The organism is Pseudomonas fluorescens, from assembly GCF_003732425.1.
In the GTDB taxonomy this organism is placed as follows: Bacteria; Pseudomonadota; Gammaproteobacteria; order Pseudomonadales; family Pseudomonadaceae; genus Aquipseudomonas; species Aquipseudomonas fluorescens_BE.
In genome coordinates, this window is record NZ_MOBX01000013.1 from 113,192 (window position 1) to 138,581 (window position 25,390).

Below are 25,390 nucleotides of genomic sequence, written 5' to 3' on the forward strand. Positions count from 1 at the left end.
GCTTCAGAATCAATTACAGCATCGGTTTGCCACCGGTCACGCCATAGCGCTGGCCGGTGATGTAACTGGCTTCGTCCGAGGCCAGCAGCACATAGATCGGCGCCACTTCCACCGGTTGGCCGGGGCGGCCGAGCGGAGTGTTGCCGCCGAAGTTCTGCACTTCTTCATCGGGCATGGTCGAGACGATCAGCGGCGTCCAGATCGGCCCGGGGGCCACGCAATTCACGCGGATTTCCTTGGGCCCGAGCATCTGCGCCAAGCCGCCGGTGAAATTGGCGATTGCGCCTTTGGTGGTGGCGTAGGCAAGCAGGGTCGGTTTGGGCATGTCCGAGTTGATCGAGCTGGTGTTGATAATCGACGAGCCGGCACGCATGTGTTTGATCGCGGCCTGGCACAACCGGAAGATCGCGGTGATGTTGACGTCGAAGGTCATCACCCATTCGTCGTCGGGGATGTCTTCGAAGTTTTCGTGGGTCATCTGGAACGCAGCGTTGTTGACCAGCACATCGATGCGGCCAAAACGTTCGACGGTCTTGTCGACCAAGGCCTGGCAATGGGCCTTTTGCGCGATATCGCCCGGCAACAGCAGGCACTGACGTCCGGCCTGTTCGACCCAGCGTGCGGTTTCCTTGGCGTCTTCGTGTTCATTCAAATACGCCACCGCCACGTCGGCGCCCTCACGGGCGAAGGCAATGGCCACGGCGCGGCCGATGCCGCTGTCGGCGCCGGTAATCAGAGCGATCTTGCCGGCCAGCCGTCCCGAGCCGACATAGCTTTGCTCGCCGCAGTCAGGATAGGGCTCCATCTTGCGTTGCGAACCGGGAACGGCTTGGGCTTGTGCGGGGAAGGGTGGTTTTGGATAGTCGGTCATCGCGGGTCTCCGAGGTCTCATGGCAGGTATGGGTGGTTGACCCGGTGCGTTTGCCGTGAGTTCGATCGGATTTGCGCTGCACACCAGTTGCAAACACAAACCCCTGTAGGAGCTGCCGCAGGCTGCGATCTTTTGATCTTGTTTTAAAAAACCAAAGTCAAAAGATCGCAGCCTGCGGCAGCTCCTACAGGGGGAGGTGGTGTTATCAGGTATTGCGGTTAGTCAGGGCGCGCTCCATGCGGGCGATGCCTTCTTCGAGCAGCGAGCGCGGGCAGCCGAAGTTCAAACGGACGAACTGCTGGTGTTGATCGCCGAAGTCCAGACCGGCGCTCAGCCCCACTTTGGCCTGCTCAAGGAAGAACTGCTGCGGGTTGTCCAGGTCCAGCGCCGAGCAATCCAGCCACGCCAGATAGGTGCCCTGCGGCACATTGATGGTCACGCCCGGCAAGCGGCGGCGCACGGCTTCAACCAGCCAGTCGCGGTTGCCTTGCAGATAGGTTTTCAACTCGGCCAACCACGGGCCACCCTCGCTGTAAGCCACGCGGGTGGCTTCCATGCCCAGCGGGTTGACGCTGTCGACCATGCCGCAACGGGCGTGATTGACGCGTTCGCGCAGGGCGGTGTTCTGGATGATCATGAACGAGGTCTTCAGGCCGGCGATGTTGTAGGCCTTGCTCGCCGACATCAGGGTGATGGTGCGCTCGGCGATCTCCGCGCTCAGGGACGCCGTCGGAATATGTACGCGACCGTCGAAGCACAGCTCGGCGTGGATTTCGTCGGAGATGATCCACGCGTCCTGCGCCGCACAGATGTCGGCCACGGCTTGCAGCTCGTCACGGCCGAACACCTTGCCGATCGGATTGTGCGGGTTGCTCAGCAACAGCGCGCCACCGCCGTTCAGCGAATCACGCAGCACGTCCAACGGTGTCAGGTAAGTGCCGTCAGCCTGGGCGACGAATTCCAGTTCAACCTTGTTCAAACCCCAGTGCCCCGGTGCATGGCGCAGTGGCGGGTAGTTGGGCACTTGCACCACAACGTTCTGCTGCGGCTGCACCAGCGCTTTCAAAGCCATGTTGAAGCCTGATTCGACGCCCGGCAGGAAGATCAGCTCCTGCGGTTTGACCCTCCAGGCGTACTTGTTCCAGAGGTCGGCGACGATGGCTTCGCGCAAGTTGTCCTGCGCCACGCTGTAGCCCACCAGCGGGTGCAGCAAGCGTTGCTGCAACGCCTCGATGACCACCGGCGGTGCAGCGAAATCCATATCAGCGACCCACATCGGCAAAACGTCGGCCGAATAGCGGCTCCACTTGGTGCTGCCGGTGTTGTGGCGGTCGAATACCTGATCAAAATCGAAAGTCATGCGCGGTCTCGTGAAGGCGGGAATGGTCCTGCCGGGCATGATAAACCTACAACCCCTGCAGGAGCTGCCGAAGGCTGCGATCTTTTGATTTTGTTTTTAAAGAGCAAGATCAAAAGATCGCAGCCTTCGGCAGCTCCTACACAGATTGGTGTATTGCCCGACAAACGGCCGACGGTCGGTTTTCACACAGCGCGTGTGGTCATTGTCTACAGTGAAAAAGTCGGCAGACGTTTGCCGCAACCGTGATTGTCCAGATAAAACCCGGCAGCAGTACCGGGTTCCACCTGATCAGGAGTGCACGATGGATCTCAGCCGTCGTCAGTTCTTCAAGGTCGCCGGTATCGGCCTTGCAGGCTCTAGCCTGGGCGCGTTGGGCATGGCCCCGACGCCAGCCTTCGCCGAGCAGGTGCGCCACTTCAAGCTTGCCCACACCCATGAAACCCGCAACACCTGCCCGTATTGCTCGGTCGGGTGCGGCTTGATCATGTACAGCCAGGGCGATGCCGCGAAGAACGTCGCGCAAAGCATCATTCACATCGAGGGCGACGCCGACCACCCGGTCAACCGCGGCACCCTCTGCCCGAAAGGCGCAGGCCTTCTCGACTTCATTCACAGCCCCGGTCGTTTGCTCTACCCGCAAACGCGCAAACCGGGCAGCAGCGAATGGACGCGAATCAGTTGGGACGAAGCGCTCGACCGCATCGTCGACCTGATGAAAGCCGACCGCGACGCCAACTTCATCGAGAAAAATGCCAATGGGCAAACGGTGAATCGCTGGCTGAGCACCGGGTTCCTCGCGGCATCGGCGGCGTCCAACGAAGCCGGTTACATCACCCAGAAGGTGATTCGCAGTCTCGGCATGCTGGGGTTCGATAACCAGGCGCGTGTCTGACACGGCCCGACGGTGGCAAGTCTTGCCCCGACGTACGGCCGTGGTGCCATGACCAATACCTGGACCGATATCGCCAACGCGAATCTGATCCTGGTGATGGGTGGCAACGCCGCAGAAGCGCATCCGTGCGGCTTCAAATGGGTGACCGAGGCCAAGGCGCACAACGCCGCGCGGCTGATCGTCGTCGATCCGCGGTTTACCCGGACCGCTTCGGTGGCCGACTATTACGCGCCGATCCGCACCGGCACCGACATCGCCTTCATGGGCGGTTTGATCAATTACCTGCTGACCGAGGACAAGATCCAGCACGAGTACGTGCGCAATTACACCGACATGTCGTTTATCGTCAGGGCCGGTTACGGCTTCGAAGACGGGATCTTCAGCGGCTACGACGCGGAGAAACGCAGCTACACCGACAAATCCGGCTGGGGTTACGAGATGGGCGAGGACGGTTTCGTCAGAGTCGACCCGACCTTGCAAGATCCACGCTGCGTCTATCAATTGATGAAGCAGCATTACAGCCGCTACACCATCGATCTCGCCAGCCAGATCTGCGGCATGCCGGTCGATGCCATGCAGAAAATCTGGGAAGAGATCGCCACCTGCTCGACACCGGGCAAGACCATGACGATTCTCTACGCCCTCGGCTGGACGCAGCACTCGATCGGCGCGCAGATCATCCGCAGCGCGGCGATGGTGCAATTGCTGCTGGGCAACGTCGGCATGCCCGGCGGCGGGGTCAACGCCTTGCGCGGTCACTCGAACATTCAGGGCCTGACCGACCTTGGCTTGCTCTCCAATGCGCTGCCGGGCTACCTGACGCTGGGCACCGACGCCGAGCAGGATTACAACGCCTTCATCCACAAACGCACGCAAGTTCCGCTGCGGCCGGGGCAGTTGTCCTATTGGCAGAACTACAGCAAATTCCACGTCAGCCTGATGAAGTCGTGGTACGGCGCCAACGCCACCGTCGAGAACAATTGGTGCTACGACCATTTGCCGAAACTCGACATCCCCAACTACGACGTTTTGAAGATGTTCGACCTGATGAGCCAGGGCAAGGTCAACGGCTACTTCTGCCAGGGCTTCAACCCGATCGCGGCGCTGCCGGACAAGAACCGCGTGATGGGCGCATTGGCGAAATTGAAATGGTTGGTGGTGATGGACCCGCTGGCCACGGAAACCTCGGAGTTCTGGCACAACGTCGGGCCGTACAACGACGTGAAAAGCGCCGAGATCCAGACCGAAGTCATTCGCCTGCCCACCACCTGTTTTGCCGAAGAGGACGGCTCGCTGGTCAACAGCAGTCGCTGGCTGCAATGGCACTGGAAAGGCGCCGATGGCCCGGGCGAAGCGCAGACCGACATTCGCATCATGAGCGAATTGTTCCTGCGCCTGCGCAAGCGTTATCAGGCCGAGGGCGGCAAGTTTCCTGATCCGCTGCTGAAACTGACGTGGCCGTACAAGATCCCCGACGAGCCTTCACCAGAAGAGCTGGCCAAGGAAATCAACGGCAGTGCCGTGGCTGATTTCACCGATGCCAGCGGCGTCGCGGTCAAGGCCGGCTCGCAACTGGCCGGGTTTGGCTTGCTCAAGGATGACGGCAGCACCGCGTCCGGATGCTGGATTTTTGCCGGCAGCTGGACCGAGGCCGGCAACCAGATGGCCCGCCGCGACAACGCCGATCCGTACGGCATGCATCAGCATCTGGGCTGGGCGTGGGCGTGGCCGGCCAACCGGCGGATTCTCTACAACCGTGCTTCGGCGGACGTCTCCGGCAAACCGTGGGACCCGAAAAAGCGCTTGGTGTGGTGGAACGGCAAGGCCTGGGGCGGCACCGACGTGCCGGACTACAAAGCCGATGTGCCGCCAGAAGCCGGAATGAACCCGTTCATCATGAACCCCGAAGGCGTGGCACGGTTCTTCGCCGTCGACAAGATGAACGAGGGGCCATTTCCCGAGCACTACGAGCCGTTCGAAACGCCGATCGGCATCAACCCGTTGCACCCGCAAAACAAGAAAGCCACCAGCAACCCGGCGGCGCGAATCTTCGATTCGGTCTGGGACACCCTCGGCGAGGCCAAGGACTTTCCGTACGCCGGCACCAGTTACCGGCTCACCGAGCATTTCCACTTCTGGAGCAAGCATTGCAAGTTGAACGCAATCGCCCAACCTGAGCAATTCGTGGAGATCGGCGAAGTGCTGGCGAAAGAGAAGGGCATCGCTGCCGGTGATCGCGTACGGGTCAGTTGCAAGCGTGGCTTTATCGAAGCGGTGGCGGTGGTGACGAAAAGGATCCGGCCGCTGCAGGTCAACGGCCAGGTTGTGCATCAGATCGGCATCCCGCTGCACTGGGGGTTCACCGGCCTGACGCGTCACGGTTACCTGACCAATACCCTGGTGCCGTTCCTCGGCGATGGCAATACACAGACCCCGGAATCCAAGTCATTCCTGGTCAACGTGGAGAAAATCTAAATGGCCAGCCAAGACATTATTGCCCGCTCGGCCACCACGACCGTGCCGCCGTCGGTGAGGAATCAGGAGGCGGTGGCCAAGCTGATCGACACCACCAAATGCATCGGCTGCAAAGCCTGCCAGGTCGCCTGTTCGGAATGGAACGAGCTGCGCGACGAGGTCGGTCACAACCACGGCACCTACGACAACCCGCAAGACCTGAGCGCGGAAACCTGGACGTTGATGCGCTTCACCGAACACGAAACCGACGCCGGCAACCTTGAGTGGCTGATCCGCAAGGACGGCTGCATGCACTGCGCCGAACCCGGTTGCCTGGCAGCGTGCCCGAGCCCCGGGGCGATCATCAAGCATGCCAATGGCATCGTCGATTTCGATCAGGATCACTGCATCGGTTGCGGTTATTGCATCACCGGTTGCCCGTTCAACATTCCGCGCATTTCGCAAAAAGATCACAAGGCCTACAAGTGCACCTTGTGCTCGGATCGGGTCGCAGTAGGGCTGGAACCGGCCTGCGTGAAAACCTGCCCGACCGGCGCCATTGTGTTCGGCACCAAGGAAGACATGAAGGAACACGCCGCCGAACGCATCGTCGACCTGAAAAGCCGTGGTTTCGAAAACGCCGGCCTGTATGACCCGGCCGGTGTCGGCGGCACGCACGTGATGTACGTGTTGCATCACGCTGACACACCAACCATCTACGCCAACCTGCCGCAAGATCCGGCGATCAGTCCGTTGGTGGGCCTGTGGAAAGGCATCAGCAAACCCTTGGGCCTGCTGGCCATGGGCGCGGCGGTGCTGGCCGGGTTCTTCCATTACGTGCGCATCGGGCCGAATCGGGTGGAAGAGGACGAACATCCGACGCCGCCCGACACCTCGGTGCATGTCGTCGATCCGGCGGTGCATACCTTCGATCCACGCGGGGAGGACCGGCCATGAGCAACAAGACGATCCTGCGTTACACCGCCAACCAACGCACCAATCACTGGCTGGTGGCGATCCTGTTTTTCATGGCCGGGCTGTCCGGGCTGGCGTTGTTTCATCCGTCGCTGTTCTGGTTGACCCACCTGTTCGGCGGGGGGCCGTGGACGCGGATTCTGCATCCGTACATGGGCATCGCCATGTTCGTGTTGTTCCTTGGTTTGGTGTTCAGCTTCTGGCGCAGCAATTTCTTCATCGCCAATGACCGGCGGTGGCTGCGGCGGATCAATCGGGTGATGGTCAACGACGAGGAAAGCGTACCGCCGGTAGGCAAATACAACGCCGGGCAAAAGCTGCTGTTCTGGACTTTACTCCTGTGCATGCTCGGTTTGCTGTTCACCGGGCTGGTGATCTGGCGCGCCTGGTTCAGTGCGTATTTCGGCATCACCGTGATTCGCTGGGCAATGCTGTTGCATGCGCTGGCCGGGTTCATTCTGGTGCTGAGCATCATCATTCACATCTACGCCGGGCTGTGGATCAAGGGTTCGGTGGACGCGATGATGCACGGCTGGGTAAGCCGCGCCTGGGCGAGGAAACACCATGAACTCTGGTATCGCGAGGTGACTCGCGATGAACGTCATCCGGACGTGCCGGAGCGACCGATCACCAAAAAGGGCTGACGTTTGCCAACCATTCTTGAACCCGGGGAAATCGAAGCGGCGGCCAGTTCGCCGCCGTTTCTGCATCTGCCACCGCACAACCTGTTTGCGCTGCGCGCCGCTCGCCTTGAGCAACTGGCCGAGGGGCATGCGCTGGCTGAATACCTGCGGCTGATTGCCGGGCTGTGTCGGGTGCAGCAGCAGGTGTTTGACGATCCGCCGCTGACGGCGCCGTTTGATCAGCAACGGATCGAGGCCTGTCAGCAGCATGGTTTACCGCCCTTTGCGGCTGACACGTTGGTCCGCGAAGAGGGTTGGCAGGCTTATCTCGACGCTTTGTTGCAGCGTTATGAACCTGATGAACAGCCCGCCGTCATTGAGGCGGTGACAACGTTGCGGGTCGCCAGTCCCGGTCAGTTACGTGCATGGGCCGTGGCGTTGGTCAGCGGTCAATATTCGATGGTGCCGGCGCAGTTGGTGCCTTTTCTTGGCGCGGCGCTGCAAGTGGCGTGGAGTCACTGGCTGCTCAGCGCGGCGAATCTGCAACTGAAACCCGGCGACAGCCTCAGCCAATGCCCGGCCTGCGGTTCACCGGCGATGGCGGGTGTGATTCGCCATCGCGGCAAGCACAACGGTTTGCGCTATCTGGTGTGTTCGCTGTGTGCCTGCGAATGGCATGTGGTGCGGGTCAAGTGTGTGTATTGCGAGTCGAGCAAGGGTCTGGATTATCTGAGCCTTGAGGACGATCGCCATGCCGCCAATCAGGCGCCGTTAAGGGCGGAAGTCTGTCCGGGCTGTAACAGTTATCTGAAACTGGTGTATCTGGAGAACGATGCCGATGCCGAGGCGTTGTCAGCGGATCTCAGCAGTTTGCTGCTCGATATGCGTCTGGCCCAGGACGGTTATCAACGTCTGGCGCCGAATCTGTTGCTGGCTCCGGGAGACGAATGACATCAAGGTCTACACTCTTGTTTTTCACTGCGTGGCCCAGTGATCTGTTTCCAGGAGTGGCTGATGTCCCTGCGGTTACCTTCCATTGATGGTGTGTTGCGTCACCCGGCGTGTGGACCTTTGCTTGAGCGTCACGGGCGTGAGTCGCTGCTGACGGGCTTGCGTCAGTTGCTCGATGAGTTGCGCCCCGGTGTGTTGAACGGGCAATTGTCAGCCGTCGAAATCAGCCCGGAAGTACTCGCGGGCCGCGTCAGTGAACGCCTGGCTCAGCAACAGCGCAGCCACGTGCGCCGGGTGTTCAACCTGACCGGCACGGTGCTGCACACCAACCTCGGCCGCGCCTTGTTGCCGGACGAAGCCATCGACGCCGTGCAAATGGCCGCGCGTTATCCGCTCAATCTGGAATTCGATCTGGCCAGCGGCAAACGCGGTGATCGCGATGACCTGATCGAAGGCCTGATCCGCGAACTGACCGGCGCCGAAGCCGTCACCGTGGTCAACAACAATGCCGCTGCCGTGCTACTGGCGCTCAACAGTCTCGGCGCGCGCAAGGAAGGCATCATTTCCCGTGGCGAGCTGATCGAAATCGGCGGCGCCTTTCGCATCCCCGACATCATGGCCCGCGCCGGCGTACGCCTGCACGAAGTCGGCACGACCAATCGCACCCATGCCCGCGACTATGAAGCGGCGCTCAACCCGCGCAGCGGTTTGATCATGCGTGTGCACGCAAGCAACTACAGCATCGAAGGCTTTACCGCTCGGGTGCCGACCGCTGAACTGGCAGAGTTGGCCCATCGACATGGATTGCCGCTGCTGGAAGATCTGGGCAGTGGCAGCCTTTTGGATTTGACGCGCTGGGGTTTGCCGGCCGAACCGACGGTGCGTCAGGCGCTGTTGGATGGCGCGGACATCATCACGTTCAGCGGCGACAAACTGCTCGGCGGCCCGCAGGCCGGGTTGATCGTCGGGCGCAAAGAGCTGATCGCGAAGATCAAGAAGAACCCGTTGAAACGCGCGCTGCGGGTGGACAAGTTGACCTTGGCGGCGCTGGAAGCGGTGCTGGGTTTGTATCGCGATCCCGATCGCCTCGCTGAACGTCTGCCGAGCCTGCGGCTGTTGACCCGCCCGCAAGCGGACATCTTCGCCCAGGCTTTGCGCTTGCAGCCCTTGATGGCTGAACGGTTGGGCGAGATCTGGCAGGTCAGTGCAGTCGAGGCCCTGGGCATGATCGGCAGCGGCAGCCAACCGGTGGCGCGTTTGCCGAGTGCGGCGTTGTGTTGCCGCCCGCAAGTGTCGAAGCGTTTGCGCGGGCGGTGCCTGTTGAATCTGGAAGCGGCGTTGCGTGCCTTGCCGATCCCGGTGCTCGGGCGTATCGACGACGACGCGCTGTGGCTGGATCTGCGTCAGCTCGACGATGAACCGGCGTGGCTCGCGCAATTGCCGCAGTTGCAGGTCGACCCGTGATCGTCGGCACGGCGGGGCACATCGACCATGGCAAGACCTCGCTGTTGCAAGCGCTGACCGGGCAAACCGGCGACCGCCGCCCGCAGGAACGCGAGCGCGGCATGACCATCGACCTCGGTTATCTCTACGCTGAACTGGAACCGGGCGCGGGGTTGACCGGGTTTATCGACGTGCCCGGCCACGAGAAATTCACCCACAACATGCTCGCCGGCGCGCAAGGCATCGACTTGGTGTTGCTGGTGGTCGCCGCCGATGACGGCGTGATGCCGCAGACCCGCGAGCATCTGGCAATTGTCGAACTGCTCGGCATCCCGCGCGCTGTGGTGGCGATCACCAAATGTGACCGCGCAGAGTCGGGCAGGGTGGAAGAGGTACAGCGCCAAGTGCTGGATCTGCTCGCCCCGGGACCGTTCGCCGAGGCGCCGATCCTGACCGTGTCGAGCCTGAGCGGGCAGGGCATTGAGGCACTGCGCGAGGTGTTGCTGCAGACGCAAAGCGAAGTGCATGAACGCAGCCGTGAAGGCGGTTTTCGTCTGGCCATCGACCGTGCGTTCAGCGTCGCCGGTGCGGGAATTGTGGTCACCGGGACGGCGTTGTCGGGCGCGGTCGCGGTCGGTGACAAACTCACCCTCGGGCCAGCCGGGAAAACCGTGCGAGTGCGCGGCCTGCATGCGCAGAATCAACCCGCCGAGCAAGCCTTCGCTGGTCAGCGGGTGGCGTTGAACCTGACGGGTGAACGCCTTGAACTGGCGCAGATCCATCGCGGCCAGTGGCTGCTGAGCGATTGGCTGCACGCGCCGACGCAACGGGTCGACATTGACTTTCAACTGCTGCCCGGCGAACGCACCTTCGAACACTTTCACCCGGTGCACCTGCATCTCGGCACGCAGGATGTCATCGCCCGGGTGGCCTTGCTCGAAGGTCCGCGCTTGAGTCCCGGCGAGCGCATGTTCGCGCAACTGCTGATCAATGCGCCGGTGCACGCGGTGAAGGGCGATCGCCTGATCCTGCGCGACCAGAGCGCGCAACGCACCTTGGGTGGCGGCCAGGTCCTCGACCCGTTTGCCCCGGCGCGACAACGTCGTAGCCCGGAACGTCTTGAGCAACTGCGCGCCTTGGTCTCGGGCGACGAGTTCGAACAGGTCTTGCCCGTACTGCTCAACTACAGCGCGGGTGGCCTCGACCCGTTGCGGCTGGAACGCCAATTCAATCGCCCGCGCTCAACCTGGGCATTAGCGGAAAATGTACGCCTGATCGACACCCGCCAAGGCCCGGTCCTGTTCAACGTGCAGCGCTGGGCGCAACTGAAATTCACCCTGCTGGAACAACTCGCGCAGTTCCATGAGCTGGAACCCGATCAGATGGGACCAGATCGCGATCGCTTGCGGCGCTTCAGTGGTCTGACGCTGGAACGCTCAACGTTTGTCAGTTTGCTGGATGAATTGCTGGCGGCCGGCTCAATCCAGGCGAGCGGCCCATGGCTGCATTTGCCGGATCATCAGGTGCGCCTGAATGCCGAGGACGAAAGCCTCTGGCTGCGATTACAACCGTTGTTCGAACAGGCCGGTTTCGACCCGCCGTGGGTGCGTGACATCGCGAAAATGCTCGGTCAGGACGACGCTGTCGTACGTCTGCTGCTGCGCAAACTGGCGCGGCTCGGTCTGATGCATCAAGTGGTGCGCGATCTGTTTTTGAGTGACGTGCAACTGCGCCAAATGGCCGACGTGCTGCTCAAACTCGCCAGGGGAAATCCGCAGATCCAGGTGACAAGCTTCCGCGATGCGCTAGGCTTGGGACGCAAACGCTGTATTCAGTACCTCGAATATTTCGACCGCGTCGGCCTGACCCGACGCCTCGGCGAATCCCGCCAGATCCGCCCCGACAACGCGCTGGCCAACACCAACGCGCAATGAGTTCAAGGAAGGCAATCGCGCCCGGTGGCGCGGCCGGGCTTCAAACCCGGTTGGGGACGGCATCCGTTCCCGGGCAGGTTCGACTCCGGCTGCCTTCCGCCATTTGAAAAGATCCTTCTCAATGTAAATCACATCGCTGATTGAGAGGCCTGAACAAAAACATCAGTGGACACATTCAAGCGCATGCCCGGCAGACTAGAGATAACTTATAGCCATGGTCAATTCGCTATTTGCGGTGCCGGGTGAGACTGTGCCGCCTGGAAGATGTACATATGCTGCAGACAGGGGGATTTCATGATCTCCTTTAGTACCGTTGTAACCCGTGTAAGTATGCACGACATTTAGCGGCAGGCCGCTTCCTCCCTGCGTCATTATTCGCAGGCCGACTTGTTTTGCAGTTGAGTTTTTGTTTAGTGAAACTATGCCGGTTTCAGCATCAATGGTAGGAGTGTTAGAGATAAGTTTGTAGGTGATTTTCTTGATTCCAGGCGGACAATTTAAAAGTTTTATCGAGAATGGAACAGGCTTGGACTGCGCCCAGTCAGCAGAAAACTCACTGGTGCCATAGTCTTCTCCCATCGAAACCAAAACGTCGGGAGTGGTACATGAAAGAAGTTGGGCGGGTATCTCTTTTTTAAGGTTTATCTTCAGGATTGTATTAGTGCTGCTATTACCAAAATCTATTTTTCCGTAGACTCCGGCTGGGAGTTTGACAGTTCCCGCTTTGTTGCCAGTTTTGATTAGCGTCATTCGTAAACGTTCTCCGTATCTTCCGAGGTAGTAATCTACATCTAAAAATGGAGGGGGAGGGATTTTTAAAGCGGCTCCTTTCGATGGAATTGGTATATTAGTAATATTGCTTCCTAAAATTTGGACTTTATAAGAAACACCCGTCCCATCAATCACAAAAAGATTGGCGCCAGCGGGGTTCGGACCTATTGTGCTGTCAGGTGTTAACCAAAGATTAAAGCTGGCACGCATACACGAGAAAACAACCAGTGAAGGAATAACGGACTCCTCGCTATAAATTTCCTCACCTATTGGTGTGTCGCTAGGTACACCTAGTATGGACGGTCCGTTGAAATTTACGGTCACTGGGTTGAAAGGGCCTGAACAAAAGTCAAAACCATAGGCTGGCGACATTTTCATTAAGATAATCCAAGTCGTAAATGTCATTAAAGCTACAGCGTATTTGTTTTTTTTCATCATTTTCATCATTGATTTAGGAGTGTTCTGCAATTAGAGTGTTTTGCGGTAATTCGTGTGCCCCTCCCGCTATAATTTATGCTGTCACTCAGGTAAACAATAAAGCGGGTAAGTGTCATAGTTTCGGCTTTTGTCCTGCACAGGTAATACATAAGACACCTGGCATTGTTTTTCGCCCCATTTTATATTGATCACGCCTTGCTCTTTCTCCATCAATGCCAACGCTTTCCCACTCGGATCACTGAGCGACAGTTGTTTACCTTCGCTGTCCTCAAGTACTGCGCCAAACGGTAACGGCTGTTTCTGCGCGTCGAACAGTTCAAATTGCACGCGCCGGCCGGTCTTGCCGGCATAACGTGCCTTGACCACCGCACCGCGGCGCGGCACGCGTTGTTGGCTGGCGTTGTCGATTTCGAGATCGGCACCGAGGTCGCGGGTGTCCAGGGTGATCCAGTTGACCCGATAGGGTTGCGCACTGGGGATCACCGCATAGCCATTTCGGCCGGTGGTCACACCGCTGTAGCTGCTGATTTTGGCGTCCTTGGCCCGCGGCACTTCAACCAGGGCGAAGGTTTCGCCCACCGTCTGGCCAAGGTTTATGCCGCCGGCATGGGCCACAACCGATCCTGATGCATTAAGGCTTTGTGATTTATAACCACGGCCCTCGCTATAGCCCAGGCTCAAGTCGCCCACTGATGTGCGGGTGTTGAGATTGAACGAACCTGAATTTCCGCCACTGGAGCTATTCCCGGCTTGTAGGGAGTAGAAGGTATCACCGGTTTCCGAGACATAACCGTTGATACCGGCCTGCGTGCTGCTGTTGTTTTTTTGACGGGTAGTGGTCATGAAAGCGCGAGGCGCGCGAATTTTTCTACCCAGCGGAAACGAGATCGACAGGCTCATTTGGGTGTCATTGCTGGTCGAACCGTAATAGCCCTGATCTTGGGTATGCGTGACGCCGAAGTTGTAATTCAGGTCGCCCCAGTTATTGCTGTAGCCCGCGGAAACGCTCCGCAAACCGCCACGATTCCAATAGCGTTGATCGCTCGCCGTCAGATAGAGGTTGCCTAGCTGTTGATCCCGGCCAAGGCTCTGGTTGATGGTCACGTCGGTGCGGGTTTTCGAGCTGCCGCTGTTGCGCGCGCCGTCATCACTGATGGCCTGTACGTGTTCGGTCAGGTTACGGAAACCCTCGGTTGAATAGCGGTAGGCCGCCAGGGTGAAGCTGGTGTTGGTGTCCGTGAACGTTTTCGCATAAAGGGCACGCACGCTGTCACCTTCGGTGGTTACGCCGCCAACCTCGCTGGTGGAGTGGGTCATATCCAGTGAAACCGCGCCCAATGAGGTGTTTTTGCCAATACCCAAGCCCAGCGCTTTGTAGCCATCGCTGACCTGAGCACCGGCGATGCCGGTCAAATTGCTGGTGAGGCCGTACGCCAGTGTGCCGCTGACCAATTGCGGGTTTTTCTCACCCTCGGTGTGGCTGCTGTATTCACCGGCAGAGACGCTGTACTTCAATTGACCTTCACGCACCATAATCGGAAGTGCGGAGAACGCCTGGCGGGTGACGTGACGGCTACCGTCGGCTTCGATGACGGTGATTTCCAGATCGCCGTTGGAGCCACTGGGGTAAATGTCGCTGATCTCGAACGGCCCCGGCGGCACGTTACTGGTGTAAAGGATGTAGTCGTTCTGGCGGATTTCCACCTTCGCACTCGTCTGCGCTACACCCCGAATGACCGGGGCATAGCCGCGTTCGCTGTCAGCACGCATGCCTTCGTCTGACGCCAGTTTCAGGCCACGATAGCGCACGCTGTCGAACAGATCAGGATCAGAAAAGATATCGCCCGCACTGAACTGGCCCTTGATCGCCGTGACGTCATGCTGCAGGTAGGTGCGATTGCTGGTGAAGGTATTCGGGCGTCCGGTGCCGGTGCTGAAGTTGGATTCATTGCGCAGGCGCCAGCCAGCGAGGTTGATACCGTTGCGCAGCCCCAGGTTGTTGGAAATCTTGACGCCGTAATCGCCAGCATTGCGATTGGTGTTGAGTTGGTAGTTGATGAACGCCGCCGACACGCCTTCGTCCCACAACTCGGGAGCGACATAACCGCGAAGGCCTTTCTCCATCGACATCTGCGGCACGCTGACGGCCAGGCGCAGGTGACTCGCTTCGTAACGCACGCTGGCCTGATCAATCATTCCGGGCAAGTCATAGCAGGCTTGCGGCTCGTCCGGGTTAAACGTGCCCTGTGCCTCAAGTTTATTCAAATCGATGCCCAACTGTTTGAGCAGATCAAACGTCAGGCACGGCTCAACCCGGCCATTGATCTGGTTGCGCATGAAATCGATATCGCGCCGACCGACCAGCACTTCATTGCTGTAAAGATCGACCCGATAATTGCCAGGCAGCACGCTGTCGGCTGCCAATAGCAGCTTGAGGTCGACATTGGACTGCGCACCTTGCAGGAACGTGGTGTTGTAATCGTCCAGTTGCAAATCTTCATCCGCGCCCAGCACGAGAGTGGGCAGGCCAATGAAAATGGCCAATGCCAGCGCATTGAATGCTGTCGAATCAAATGCCTTGAGAGCATATGAATTGCACACGGGCTTCCCTGAACAACTTCCGGTTTTGTTTAGAGTGGAAAATGGCATGCAATAAAACCTGTATCGGCGCTCACAACTCAATCGCTGGCCGAGCGCAAGCGAGCACCTGGTTTAAAGGTGCTTGCGCAAGGACTTGTTACTTGGATTCAGTCGGTTCGGCGTTGACGGCTTGGCCGTTGATCAGCGACGCCTGGTAATGACTCATCGCCCCGTAGTCATTGATGCTGGAAAAAGTCAGGCGCACCGGGGGACTGGCGGATGGGAAGCGGCTCAGCGAAAACCTGGCTTCCGTTCCCGGTCCGACCATCTTCGTTTCCAGTGCAAGTTCACTTCCTTTCGAATCCCGAAGTGCCAGATCCGCCATTGATACGTGGTACGCACCGGGGTTTTTTACAATAAGAACGGCATTGCCGTTTTCTTGTGTGACTTGCCACTGCAATTGGGTCGGCGCCAGGATTGGGTCGCCGGGCAGGCCAGGGGGACGGAAAAAAACCTTGATCCGTTGGCGCACAGCCAATTGCAAGGTATTGGCAGTTTTGGACGTTTGCGGAATCTCCTGGACATTAAGCCAGACCACCGATTCTTTATCGGTTGGCATGCCTTGGCCTTCGTAAAGAATGCGAAGAAGTTGTTGTTCTTTGGCAAATACACGGGCCAATGGCGGTGTTACGGCGAAGGGGGTCGCTTTATTACTGGTGTCTTCACGGTCGATCCAGGATTGAATCAGCGCATCCTGGTTGCCATTGCGCACGGTGATATTGGCTTCTTTATGAGCCCCATCAAACACCACTCGCGTGGCACTCAAGGAAATACTACCCAATGCCTGTGCACTCACCAGCAGTGCCAGGAAGGCGAAAATGAATTGACGCAACATAGTGGTTACCGCTGTTTCAATATAAAAGGCGAGGCCGAGGCCTCGCACGAGCTCAGGCTGGCGCCAGGGACTTATTCGTATTCGAGAATGAAGGGCAGGGTGGCATCGCCACGACCGGCAGTTGCGCTACCTTCCGCGCCTGTGGTGACGTAGGCGGCAGAAAAGCTCAGTGTGCTGTCGCCACCGAATTCGCCAGCACCATGCATGCCGGCTTCGATACGAGCATTGTCTCTGTTGCTCAGGTTGATTTGCACGCCGTTACTGTCCAGCAACGCGATACCGACGTTGGTTGCCGTGCCGTTGCCAGGGGTCAGTGCCAGCAATTTTTTGTCGTCAGGAACAAAACCGGAGCCGCCGCTGCTCGGATCGAAGACCATCGCGACTTTGGTGCCTTTGTTGCAGTTGACGTTGAGGTTGAAGTGGTTACCGGCGACACGCCCGCCAGCCGGGTTAGCAGCAGTGCCCATGTCTTTGATCGAAACATCGCCCATATTGACGGCGATCACTCGATTGGCATCGCTGCCGTCGACGGAGCAGGCATCGTTGTTGATTACGCCAGTAAAGCTGATTTGGCCGCTGCCACCCTGTGTTAGTTTTACTGGATCTTCTGCGAGCGCGTTGCACGAAGCACCCAATACTGCGCAAGCAAGAAGAGCAAGGGAGAAATTTTTCATCATGATGTCCATTTATATGAAAGTGAAATGTGCTGAATGAAATTGCATGAGCAAGATAGTCAGCGAGCACTTTCGAGGACATCAGACGAATCTTAATCGTCGCAGCTGTTGCAATGTCTTCTAGTTAAAAACATTAAGTGCGTGACAGTAAGCCAACAAATCCTGATCGCTTGAAACTTCCAGTTTGCGCATGGCCGATATCTTCTGCGCGCTGACTGTTTTGGTACTGCGGTTTTGACTGCGGGCGATATCACTGACGCTTTTTCCAGACACAAACAGCCGCAGAATCTCGAACTCCTTTGGCGACAGCATTGAAAAACGCTGTTGGATATCGGCGTTGGACTTGATGACAGATTGCGGTGCGGGTTGCTGGCTGAGGTATTGGCCTTTGCGGGCAATGGTTTCGAGGGCCAATTGAATATCATTATGCAATTGACTCTTTTGAATCACGCCAGCCACACCCAACTCATGCAGACGCGTGAGTATCAGTTGATTGGACAGCATGGTCAGTACCAACACCAGTACCGCAGGGAAGTGTCGCTGTAGATATTCGACCAGTTTCAGGCCATCGCCATAGGGCGAGTCGGCGGGCATGTTGTAGTCGGTGATGACGATGTCTACCGAATGGAGGTTGAGCAGGTCGATCAATCCTTGTGAGCAGACAGCTTCGCCTACCACGCAAAAGCGACCATCGCGCTCGACCAGTTCGCGTACTCCGAGCAGGACGATCGGGTGATCGTCAGCAATGACTACGTTCAACTTTTTCATGAAAACCAACCCGTGGACGCGTGTATCGATGAGGTAACTGCATGTGAGTCGTTCAAGGGGAAACCTTGTCGAGCAGGTTCTGAATGCGCTGCACCATTTGCCGGACATCAGCCAGCAATGTCGCGGTGACTGCGCCTGATGAAAATCGGCACTCCAACTCAGTACAAGCATGAGCCAGCTCGCCCGCCTGTACGGCGCCCATGGCACCTGCGATGCTGTGAAGCCTTTGCCCTATACCCGGCATGTCAGTGTTGGCCAGGGCTGAATCGAGCCGTGCCAGGTCCTCGCGCATGGTCACGGAAAAGATGTCGCGCATTCTCGGTGAAAGCACCACGTTGTCATCAAAAGGCTCGGGTTGAACAGAAGTGGAGACCTCCGTGACTGACGCCGCTTCAACCGGTAACGAGCAAAATCCGAGCAATTGCTCGCGCAATGTTTTGAGGCTCAATGGTTTTACTATCCAGGCATTCATCCCGACCTCAAGGCAGCGGGTGCCTTCTTCACGCATTGCATTAGCCGTGACGCCAATAATGGGGGTGCGCAAGTCCAGTTCCCGCAGTGCCTTGGCCAGTTCATAACCGTTCATCACGGGCATGTTGACGTCAGTCAACACCAGATCGAAAGCCTGCTCGCGCCACCGCTCCAACGCTTGCTCGCCATTGGCTGCAACGCAGACGCGACAGCCCAGTGCTTCCAGTTGTTCTTTGATGATTGCCTGGTTGATCGGGTTGTCTTCGGCGACCAGAATCCGCAACTTGAGTGGCGTTTGGGCAGGGCGTGCTCTCTCGGTCGCGTCCACCGACTTGCCTTTTTGCAAAAGACTGACCGTCCGGGCAATCGCGCGGATGTCGTACAAATCAACGACCGAGGTCTCTGTCATCGTTTCCGGCTGATTGAGCCCGTTAATCCGGCAGACAACCCGTGAACCCTGCCAGTCCTGGACGTTGTCGGCTGGGAGAATGTCGACCAGCACCGAGAACGGTTGAACCGTTGGGTTATCGCCGAGTTGACGGGCCGTCAGTCCGAAACGATTGAGCCAGTCGCAGACGTTTTCTGCCAGTTCCTGCACCGGGGCGCGAACGTGGACAGGGGTAGGGGCTGGGGTGATATCCATGCAGTCGGCCAGTTGGCCGGGTAGTACTTTGAGCCGTAACGCCAACGAAAAACTGCTGCCAAGCCCCGGCTCGCTGATGACGGTCAATTCGCCATCCATCATTGCGCAGAGTCGTTGACAGATCGCCAGCCCCAAACCGGCTCCAGCCTCGCTGGAGGCGTCGCGTACCTGAAAGAACGGCGTGAACAGTTGCGCTTGTTGGGCCTGGGCGATGCCTATGCCGGAGTCGCTGACTTGCCATTGCACTGAGACTTGATTCAAGTCGTTGGCCAGCACCCGCGTGCGCAGGACCACCCGCCCTGAGTCGGTGAATTTGATCGCGTTGCTCACCAGATTGTTGAGGATCTGACGGATGCGCACCGGGTCACCTTGCAACCGGTTGGGCAGGGCCTGGTCGGTGCACGCATAAAGCAGTAGACCCTTGCGCTGGGCGAATGCGGCATAGGTGTGCAGCGTGTCTTCGATCAGTTGCAAGGGACAAAAGCCGATGGACTCGATGAGCATTTGTCCGGACTCGATTTTAGACACGTCCAGCACATCGCTGATCAACTGAAACAAGGTCGTCGATGAGCGTTGAATGGTCTGCAGATAGTCCTGCTGACGAGGGCTCAAGCTGGTCATGCCAAGCAATTCGAGCGTGCCCAGGACGCCGTAGAGCGGGGTGCGGATTTCGTGGCTCATGGTCGCCAGAAACCGGGTTTTCGCCTGATTTGCCGAATCGGCGGTACGCCGAGCCTTTTCCAGGGCCAGGGCGTCCTGGACGTGGCGCGTGATGTCATTGAACGCGCAAAGCAGGACGTCCTGCCCTTGATAACGGGTCGAAATGAAACCGACATGTAGATGCCGGCCTTCGATGTCCAGGCGCGTTTCACCGATATCCGCCAAATCGTGATGCCGGTCCAGGACCGCTACTAGTTTGGCCGTGCCTTGCCACTGCTGGGCTCGTTGGTTTTCCAGCAGCACTTTGAAATCGGTGCGCCGCACCACGCACAGCCCGGTGGGCGCGGTGTCGATCACTGCGCGACTGAATGCTTCGCTTTCGGTGATGCTTTGATGGGCTTTTTCGGCCGGCTGAATGACGCGAATCCTGTACCAGCGGCTGATCATCCAGCTGATACCCGCACCGCCCAGCAGCAACATCAGCAGCCCAACCAAGGGCCACATTAGTTGGCCGAAGTAGCTCTTGAAACTCACGGTATAAATGGCAGTCCAGGGCTGGTCTGTCTTGGCCACGACCTTGAACACCATGCCATTGCGATTGACGTTCAGCCCTTCGTGGAGCGTGGGATCGGTATTGATTGAGCCGATCACCGCACGCCCGTCGGGGGTGATCAGCGTGAAACGGTCGTAAATTGACCACTCCATGATGCGTTCAACATCATTGACCTGGTTCATGTTCAGCAGCGAAGCCACCACGCTCGACGCACTGGTTCCGTGGATTTTCAGTTCCTGGGGATCGAGATGAATATTGATGTAGGCGAGCATTTCGGTCGAGCGCGGGTAGTCATTGGGAACGTTGTAGGCTTCCCAGTGCACCCGGCCGTCGGCGACCCCGTTGTTTTTCACCTTAAGGTGCCGGGCCACGCGGGCAACGATGGTGTTGAGCGGTTCCTCACTTTCTTTGGTGCCGGCGTGCAGAACACCGTTGGACGGAACGGTGATGTCGAAATTGTCGTTGTCGTTGTACAAGAAGATTTGCGGCGACTGGTAGTGCGAGGTGGACCAAAAGGCGCTGTAGAGACTGGAGAGGTGAACCCCGAGGGTGAACACTTTCGGCAGTTCACTTTCCTTGAGTTGTTGATGGTTGAAACTCAGGCCAAAGGGAACGGAGTAGGGAAACTCATAGCCTTCGTAAATATTCGGGCCTTCGGCGGGCAGCTTTCTGGCGCTGTAACGGGCATTCATTCCTTTGTAGAACATTTCCCCCTGGACACTTTGCTGGGCCACCTCACGCAAAAACGCTTCATGACGCTGCACGTTCTCCATCAGCCGTGCAAAGTGAAATCGCACCGTGTCGTTCTGTTCTCTGAGCAAGCGCTGGAAGGCCCAATAGCTGAAGCCCACTAACAGAATGGCAATGCCCAACAACACCAACAGCCCCTTGTTCAGACGCATGGAACTTCGGGACAGATTTTCGAGCAGGGAGGTGTTGTGTTTCATGTTCGATCATTTCCAAAGGGCATGCAGGTGCCTCGGTGAGGGCAGCGTGTCTCCAGGCTCCTGTTGTTATTGGCTTGAGGTCGGCTGCACTGGAGCGTATTGCGGGGCTGTCCGAGCATAGGGCAGCAAGCAATTGAACAGCGCTCGTAATGCAAACGGCTTGACCAGGCAGTGATCCATTCCTGCCTCCAGGCACAGTGCTTCTTCGCCGCGCATGGCATTGGCCGTCGCGCCGATAACGGGTTTCAAATAGCCTAGACGGCGTAATTCTTTTGCCAACTCGTAGCCATTGAGTTTCGGCATGTTCACATCGCTGAGCACAACATCGAAGGTGCCGGTTTTCCACAGTGCCAAGGCCTCTTCGCCATTGCCGGCCAACTCCACCGTGCACCCCAGTTCTTCGAGTTGGTCACGAAGAATCAGCTGATTGATGTCATTGTCTTCAGCGACCAACAGGTGCAGGTTGAGTTTTTTCAGATCGCTGGTTGTCGAGTGCTGTGGGGTAGGGTCGACCCACAAGCCTTGTGCCTGGCTGACTGCCTGGTGAAGGGCATACAGGTGGCTGACGTTGACGTATCTGCAGGTCGGTTGCGACGCCGGCGTATTGCGCAGGTTGGCGGTGGCAATTATAAGTGGGCCGCGCCAGTTCGGCACCAGGCGTTGTTCAACATCACCTGCGTGCAACTCGATCAACAGGCTGCCACGCGTCGCATTATTGTTTCCCGGCTGCGCCACTTGAGCCCGCGCGCCCCACCGGCGCAGCCAGCCCGCAATGGATTCGTTCAACTCGCGCACCGCAGAAACCACGTAGATCGTGTGCGGTAACAGAGCCTTTGTTGCCGGCAACGCGCTTGAGGCGATGTCGAGCGGTAACGTCAGCGTAAAACTGCTGCCCAGTCCTTTTTCGCTGACCATGCGCAGTGTGCCGTTCATCAATTGCGTCAGACGTTTACAGATCGGCAGGCCCAGGCCGGTCCCGGCGACGACATTGGTATTGCCTTCAGTCTGGTAGAACGGTTCGAAAATATGTGTCTGGTCAGCCCGGGAAATGCCACGGCCGGTGTCCGTCACTTGCCACACCACCTGAGCTTGTGCGTCAGCGCAATCGAGTAGCCTGACACGTAATACCACCCGCCCCGAATCCGTGAACTTGACCGCGTTGCTCAGCAGGTTATTCAATATCTGCCGGATGCGTGTGAGATCGCCGATCAATCGCTCGGGCATTTGCGGATCCATACACGCGTACAGCTGAATGCCTTTGCTCTGCGCTGCCGCGGCGTATCCTTGAATAGCCTCGTAAACCAATTCCGTCGGGGCAAACTCGTGCAGTTCGAGGGCCAGTTGCCCAGCCTCGATCTTCGACACGTCGAGGACATCGCAGATCAACTGCAGCAACGTTGCCGAAGAGCCTTCGATGGCCCGCAGGTAGCCTTTCTGTTGCGTGTCCAGCTGAGTTCGTCCCAACAGTTCCAGTGTTCCCAGCACGCCGTACAGCGGTGTGCGGATTTCGTGGCTCATGGTCGCCAAGAACAGGGTTTTGGCTTCATTCGCAGCATCAGCCAATCGCCGTGCCTCTTCGAGCGCTGCCTCGACCTGCTTGCGGGCACTGATGTCGCTGAACGCACAGAACAAGACGTCCTCGCCTTTGTAGCGCGTCGGCACGTTACTCAAATAGAAGTGGCGGCCGTCAGCCGTGGAGAAATAGTCACTGCGATTGGGTTGCGTCGGATCGAACGCTTGCTCGATCCAGCTTTCGCAGAGCATCGCGCGCTCGTGGCCGTTGCCCAGCCAGCGCTCCGACAAGGTGTTTTCAAGCATCACCTGGCCGTCAGTGCGGCGCAGCACGCAAAGGGCGACGGGCGCGGTTTGGATCACGTCACGGCTGAACGCCTCACTCTCGATCAGTGCTTGCAAGCGATTGAGTGCCGGTGTGATGAATCGGTGCTCGACCCGGCGCGTCAACAACCCGATCAGCAGCATGCTGACCAGGCAGAAAGCCACCGCGGCGAGCAATTGCGGCAACAACGCTTTCAGCAAATCGTGCAGGTCGAACGAGTACACCAACTGCCAGTCCGTGGATTTCAACTGTTTGCGGATCACCAGATGATCGGGAAGCCAGCCGTTGCCGACAAAGCCGAAATAGTTGCTCTCCTGCAAGTGGCTCAACGCTTCGCCCAATCGGTCTGCCGGGGTGTTGGCGAACAGCAGTGAACCTTGCGAGTTGAGCATCATGAACGTGCCGGCACTCTGGTCGTTCAGGGCTGCGGAAATTTCCGCGCCATCCATTTCCAGGCCCAGCCAGCCTGAATCTTTCACCCCAGCATCCAGGCGGATGAAGATGTACAACTGCGAAGCGGGCGCCGCTTGGTCGGTCAGCCACAACTCCTGATCGCGCTCCGGCAGTGGGTCATTCAGTGCGGAAAGTTGATCGAGGATCGACCGGGGCAGGCGTGGCGAATTTCTGCTGGCGGTATACAGGCGATTGACTTGAGGATTTGCTTCGGACGAAACGTAAACCAGATTCAGCTGATTGCGCTGCATGTAATCCAGCATCCTGCGTGTCAGCCAGATGGACCACTGAGCGCCGCCGGATATGCCCAATTGAACGGAAAGATCCTCGATCGACGGCGAATAGGTCAGCGGCGTCGCCATCAGCGGTTGGCATACGGCTGAAAGTCCCAGGCTCTCGAGCAGGGATTCGCGACTGGTAAAAAATGTCTGCGCCTCGGCGATTGCGCTGCTCATGTAGCTGCGGCGCTGGGAAATATCGTTGGCGATGGTCGAGCGCAAAAAGTTGTACGAAGCACTGAGAATCCCGGCCATCAGTACCAGCGCGAACAAACGCAGTAGCCGGCGGGCTGCTTCGGGACTGGATAAAAACGGGTTGATTTGGTGCAGGTAGCTTTTGAGTCTCATCGCCCCACTGTAAGAGCGGCGTCCTCAGTGGGGTATAAGACGATTCTTAAAGTCGCGATTGTGTGAGTTTCTTCAAATGGCGCAGAAACGACTCAATGTGTGGGTTCTTCACCCACTTTGACGGGCAGCCGTTTCAGAAAACCAACGGGTACTGAATCACCACGTAAATCCGGTCAATGTCATCGCCGGCCTGCGCCTCATTGGCCCGATGTGAAACATGCGAGACCCGCACCGACAAATCCTTCGCCGCGCCCGACTGCACGACGTACTTCAAATCGATATCCCGCTCCCAATGCTTGCCGCCATCGCCTTGTTGCGGTTGATAGTCACCGCTGTCGGCGTCAAACGGGTTGTACGCGCCGCCCTTGGGCGCGTGGGTGCCGTCGATGTGGCTGCCGCTGACGTAGCGGGTCATGAAGTTCAGGCCAGGGATGCCCAAGGCGCCGAGGTCGAGGTCGTAGCGCGCCTGCCAGGAGCGTTCGTTGGCGCCGTTGAAGTCGGCGTATTTGATCGAGTTGGCGAGGTAGATCGAGTCGCCGCCGACAAAATCGAACGGCGTGTCGCCATCGATCTTTTGCCAGCCGAGCATCACCGCGTGCGCGCCGAAGGTGTATTTGCCGGAGAGGCTGAACGCGGTGTTGTCGATGGCGCCGGCCAGCGCCCGGCCGGTGTCGCGGGTGTGGTAGAGGTTGGCGTCGAGCAGCACGCCGGACTGTTTGAAGTGCAGATTGCCGTAGTACTGATGCCAGGTGTCGCTCAGGTCCGAGGCATATAACGCGCCGCCAATCGGGCTGTCGGTGAACAGGTCGGCGCCGAGAAAACTGATCCCGCCGGCCTCGGTATTGGCGCCATAGCCGTAGAAATCGCCTTTGCCCGATGAGCTGTCCTGATTCTTGAACGCGGTGAAATGCCCGGCCACCAGATTGATGTTGTCGAACTCGGCGCTGTTGAGCAGGAAACCGCTGGCGTACTCCGGTTGCAGGCGCTTGTCGGAGGTGTCAAATACCGGGGTTTCCACGGTCATTTCACCGAAGGCGAGGGTGGTGCGCGAGGCTTTCAACTTGAGCGCACCGCCTGCGCTGGAGTAATCGTTTTCGCTGCGACCATCACTGTCGACCGGCAGCAGCCCCGTCCCGGAATGTCCCTTGCCGCCGTCCAGTTTCAACCCGGCGAAGGCGTGCGCATCAATGCCGAAACCGACGGTTCCGGGGGTGAAACCGGATGAGAAGGTGCCGATAAAGCCTTGAGCCCACTCCTGTTTGTAGTTTTTGCCGGACGTTGAAGGCGAGCGGTAGTCGTTACTCAGGTAGAAGTTGCGGCTGAGCACTTCGCTTTTGGCATCGTCGAAGAAACCGCTGGCGTGGGCGGTGGTGGTCAGACCGCAGAACAGCGCGAGCAGGGTGAGGCGCGAGGGGACGCAGTCGATCATGGTCAGTGGCCAGCGGCAATGAAGGTGGCCGGGATGATCGCGGGAATGCAGTGCAGGGGATTGAGCGGATGTGCTGAATTGCTGTGGCTGTCAGGTATTGGGGTTGTGAATGCGCTGACGCCATGGCTGGCAAGCCAGCTCT

The 25,390-nt window shown here is 58.3% G+C and carries 16 protein-coding genes and 1 tRNA gene; 7 read left to right on the plus strand and 10 right to left on the minus strand.

Annotated features, from left to right (window positions below; all coding sequences use genetic code 11):
- Positions 1–13 precede the first annotated feature (13 nt).
- Both BK670_RS10900 and BK670_RS10910 read right to left on the minus strand, forming a co-directional pair.
- Positions 14–871, minus strand: coding sequence for a glucose 1-dehydrogenase (locus BK670_RS10900; protein WP_123449757.1), 858 nt, complete (start codon positions 869–871; stop codon positions 14–16).
- Between the two features lie 205 nt (positions 872–1,076).
- Positions 1,077–2,231, minus strand: a complete 1,155-nt coding sequence (locus BK670_RS10910; protein WP_123449758.1) for a MalY/PatB family protein — start codon at positions 2,229–2,231, stop codon at positions 1,077–1,079.
- A 301-nt stretch (positions 2,232–2,532) separates the two neighbouring features.
- Here BK670_RS10910 and fdnG point away from each other — a divergent pair, with 301 nt between their 5' ends.
- The 7 genes from fdnG (at position 2,533) to BK670_RS10955 (ending at position 11,605) form a co-directional block, all read left to right on the plus strand.
- On the plus strand, positions 2,533–5,598 hold the full coding sequence (fdnG, locus tag BK670_RS10925) for a formate dehydrogenase-N subunit alpha (RefSeq protein WP_148047019.1): 3,066 nt from the start codon (positions 2,533–2,535) through the stop codon (positions 5,596–5,598).
- Complete coding sequence (gene fdxH, locus BK670_RS10930; protein WP_008082738.1) at positions 5,599–6,534, plus strand: formate dehydrogenase subunit beta; 936 nt, start codon at positions 5,599–5,601, stop codon at positions 6,532–6,534.
- Entirely contained in the window at positions 6,531–7,196 is a 666-nt protein-coding gene (locus BK670_RS10935) for a formate dehydrogenase subunit gamma (protein ID WP_123449760.1), read from the plus strand. Before fdxH ends, BK670_RS10935 begins: the two co-directional genes overlap by 4 nt.
- Positions 7,197–7,199: 3 nt before the next feature.
- Complete coding sequence (gene fdhE, locus BK670_RS10940) at positions 7,200–8,126, plus strand: formate dehydrogenase accessory protein FdhE (RefSeq protein WP_123449761.1); 927 nt, start codon at positions 7,200–7,202, stop codon at positions 8,124–8,126.
- Positions 8,127–8,186: 60 nt separating this feature from the next.
- Entirely contained in the window at positions 8,187–9,590 is a 1,404-nt protein-coding gene (selA, locus tag BK670_RS10945) for an L-seryl-tRNA(Sec) selenium transferase (protein WP_185036783.1), read from the plus strand.
- Positions 9,587–11,503 (plus strand): selenocysteine-specific translation elongation factor, encoded by a 1,917-nt coding sequence (gene selB, locus BK670_RS10950; protein WP_123449763.1) that lies wholly within the window; start codon positions 9,587–9,589, stop codon positions 11,501–11,503. Before selA ends, selB begins: the two co-directional genes overlap by 4 nt.
- Before the next feature lie 6 nt (positions 11,504–11,509).
- A tRNA-Sec gene (locus BK670_RS10955) sits at positions 11,510–11,605 on the plus strand.
- Between the two features lie 93 nt (positions 11,606–11,698).
- Here the strand turns inward: BK670_RS10955 and BK670_RS10960 are convergent.
- The 8 genes from BK670_RS10960 to BK670_RS10995 all read right to left on the minus strand — a co-directional run bounded on the left by BK670_RS10960 (position 11,699) and on the right by BK670_RS10995 (position 25,248).
- The gene (locus BK670_RS10960; RefSeq protein ID WP_185036766.1) at positions 11,699–12,709 is read right to left on the minus strand and encodes a fimbrial protein; all 1,011 of its coding nucleotides are present in this window, start codon (positions 12,707–12,709) and stop codon (positions 11,699–11,701) included.
- Positions 12,710–12,793: 84 nt separating this feature from the next.
- Complete coding sequence (locus BK670_RS10965) at positions 12,794–15,361, minus strand: fimbria/pilus outer membrane usher protein (RefSeq protein WP_123449765.1); 2,568 nt, start codon at positions 15,359–15,361, stop codon at positions 12,794–12,796.
- 88 nt (positions 15,362–15,449) lie between these two features.
- Entirely contained in the window at positions 15,450–16,187 is a 738-nt protein-coding gene (locus tag BK670_RS10970; protein WP_123449766.1) for a fimbrial biogenesis chaperone, read from the minus strand.
- A 71-nt stretch (positions 16,188–16,258) separates the two neighbouring features.
- Complete coding sequence (locus tag BK670_RS10975; protein ID WP_123449767.1) at positions 16,259–16,861, minus strand: fimbrial protein; 603 nt, start codon at positions 16,859–16,861, stop codon at positions 16,259–16,261.
- Positions 16,862–16,981: 120 nt separating this feature from the next.
- Entirely contained in the window at positions 16,982–17,629 is a 648-nt protein-coding gene (locus tag BK670_RS10980) for a response regulator (RefSeq protein WP_123449768.1), read from the minus strand.
- Positions 17,630–17,681: 52 nt separating this feature from the next.
- A complete protein-coding gene (locus BK670_RS10985; RefSeq protein WP_123449769.1) occupies positions 17,682–20,903 on the minus strand; it encodes a hybrid sensor histidine kinase/response regulator in 3,222 nt (1,073 codons plus the stop codon).
- Between the two features lie 66 nt (positions 20,904–20,969).
- Complete coding sequence (locus tag BK670_RS10990; protein ID WP_123449770.1) at positions 20,970–23,819, minus strand: ATP-binding protein; 2,850 nt, start codon at positions 23,817–23,819, stop codon at positions 20,970–20,972.
- Between the two features lie 133 nt (positions 23,820–23,952).
- Entirely contained in the window at positions 23,953–25,248 is a 1,296-nt protein-coding gene (locus BK670_RS10995) for an OprD family porin (protein ID WP_123449771.1), read from the minus strand.
- Positions 25,249–25,390 lie beyond the last annotated feature (142 nt).

Coding starts and splice junctions, on each gene's coding strand:
- BK670_RS10980 (WP_123449768.1), bottom strand. CDS start 17,629: ATGAAAAAGTTGAACGTAGTCATTGCTGACGATCACCCGATCGTCCTG.
- BK670_RS10935 (WP_123449760.1), top strand. CDS start 6,531: ATGAGCAACAAGACGATCCTGCGTTACACCGCCAACCAACGCACCAAT.
- BK670_RS10995 (WP_123449771.1), bottom strand. CDS start 25,248: ATGATCGACTGCGTCCCCTCGCGCCTCACCCTGCTCGCGCTGTTCTGC.
- BK670_RS10960 (WP_185036766.1), bottom strand. CDS start 12,709: ATGAAAAAAAACAAATACGCTGTAGCTTTAATGACATTTACGACTTGG.
- BK670_RS10910 (WP_123449758.1), bottom strand. CDS start 2,231: ATGACTTTCGATTTTGATCAGGTATTCGACCGCCACAACACCGGCAGC.
- BK670_RS10970 (WP_123449766.1), bottom strand. CDS start 16,187: ATGTTGCGTCAATTCATTTTCGCCTTCCTGGCACTGCTGGTGAGTGCA.
- BK670_RS10965 (WP_123449765.1), bottom strand. CDS start 15,361: ATGCCATTTTCCACTCTAAACAAAACCGGAAGTTGTTCAGGGAAGCCC.
- BK670_RS10900 (WP_123449757.1), bottom strand. CDS start 871: ATGACCGACTATCCAAAACCACCCTTCCCCGCACAAGCCCAAGCCGTT.
- BK670_RS10975 (WP_123449767.1), bottom strand. CDS start 16,861: ATGAAAAATTTCTCCCTTGCTCTTCTTGCTTGCGCAGTATTGGGTGCT.
- fdxH (WP_008082738.1), top strand. CDS start 5,599: ATGGCCAGCCAAGACATTATTGCCCGCTCGGCCACCACGACCGTGCCG.
- BK670_RS10990 (WP_123449770.1), bottom strand. CDS start 23,819: ATGAGACTCAAAAGCTACCTGCACCAAATCAACCCGTTTTTATCCAGT.
- BK670_RS10985 (WP_123449769.1), bottom strand. CDS start 20,903: ATGAAACACAACACCTCCCTGCTCGAAAATCTGTCCCGAAGTTCCATG.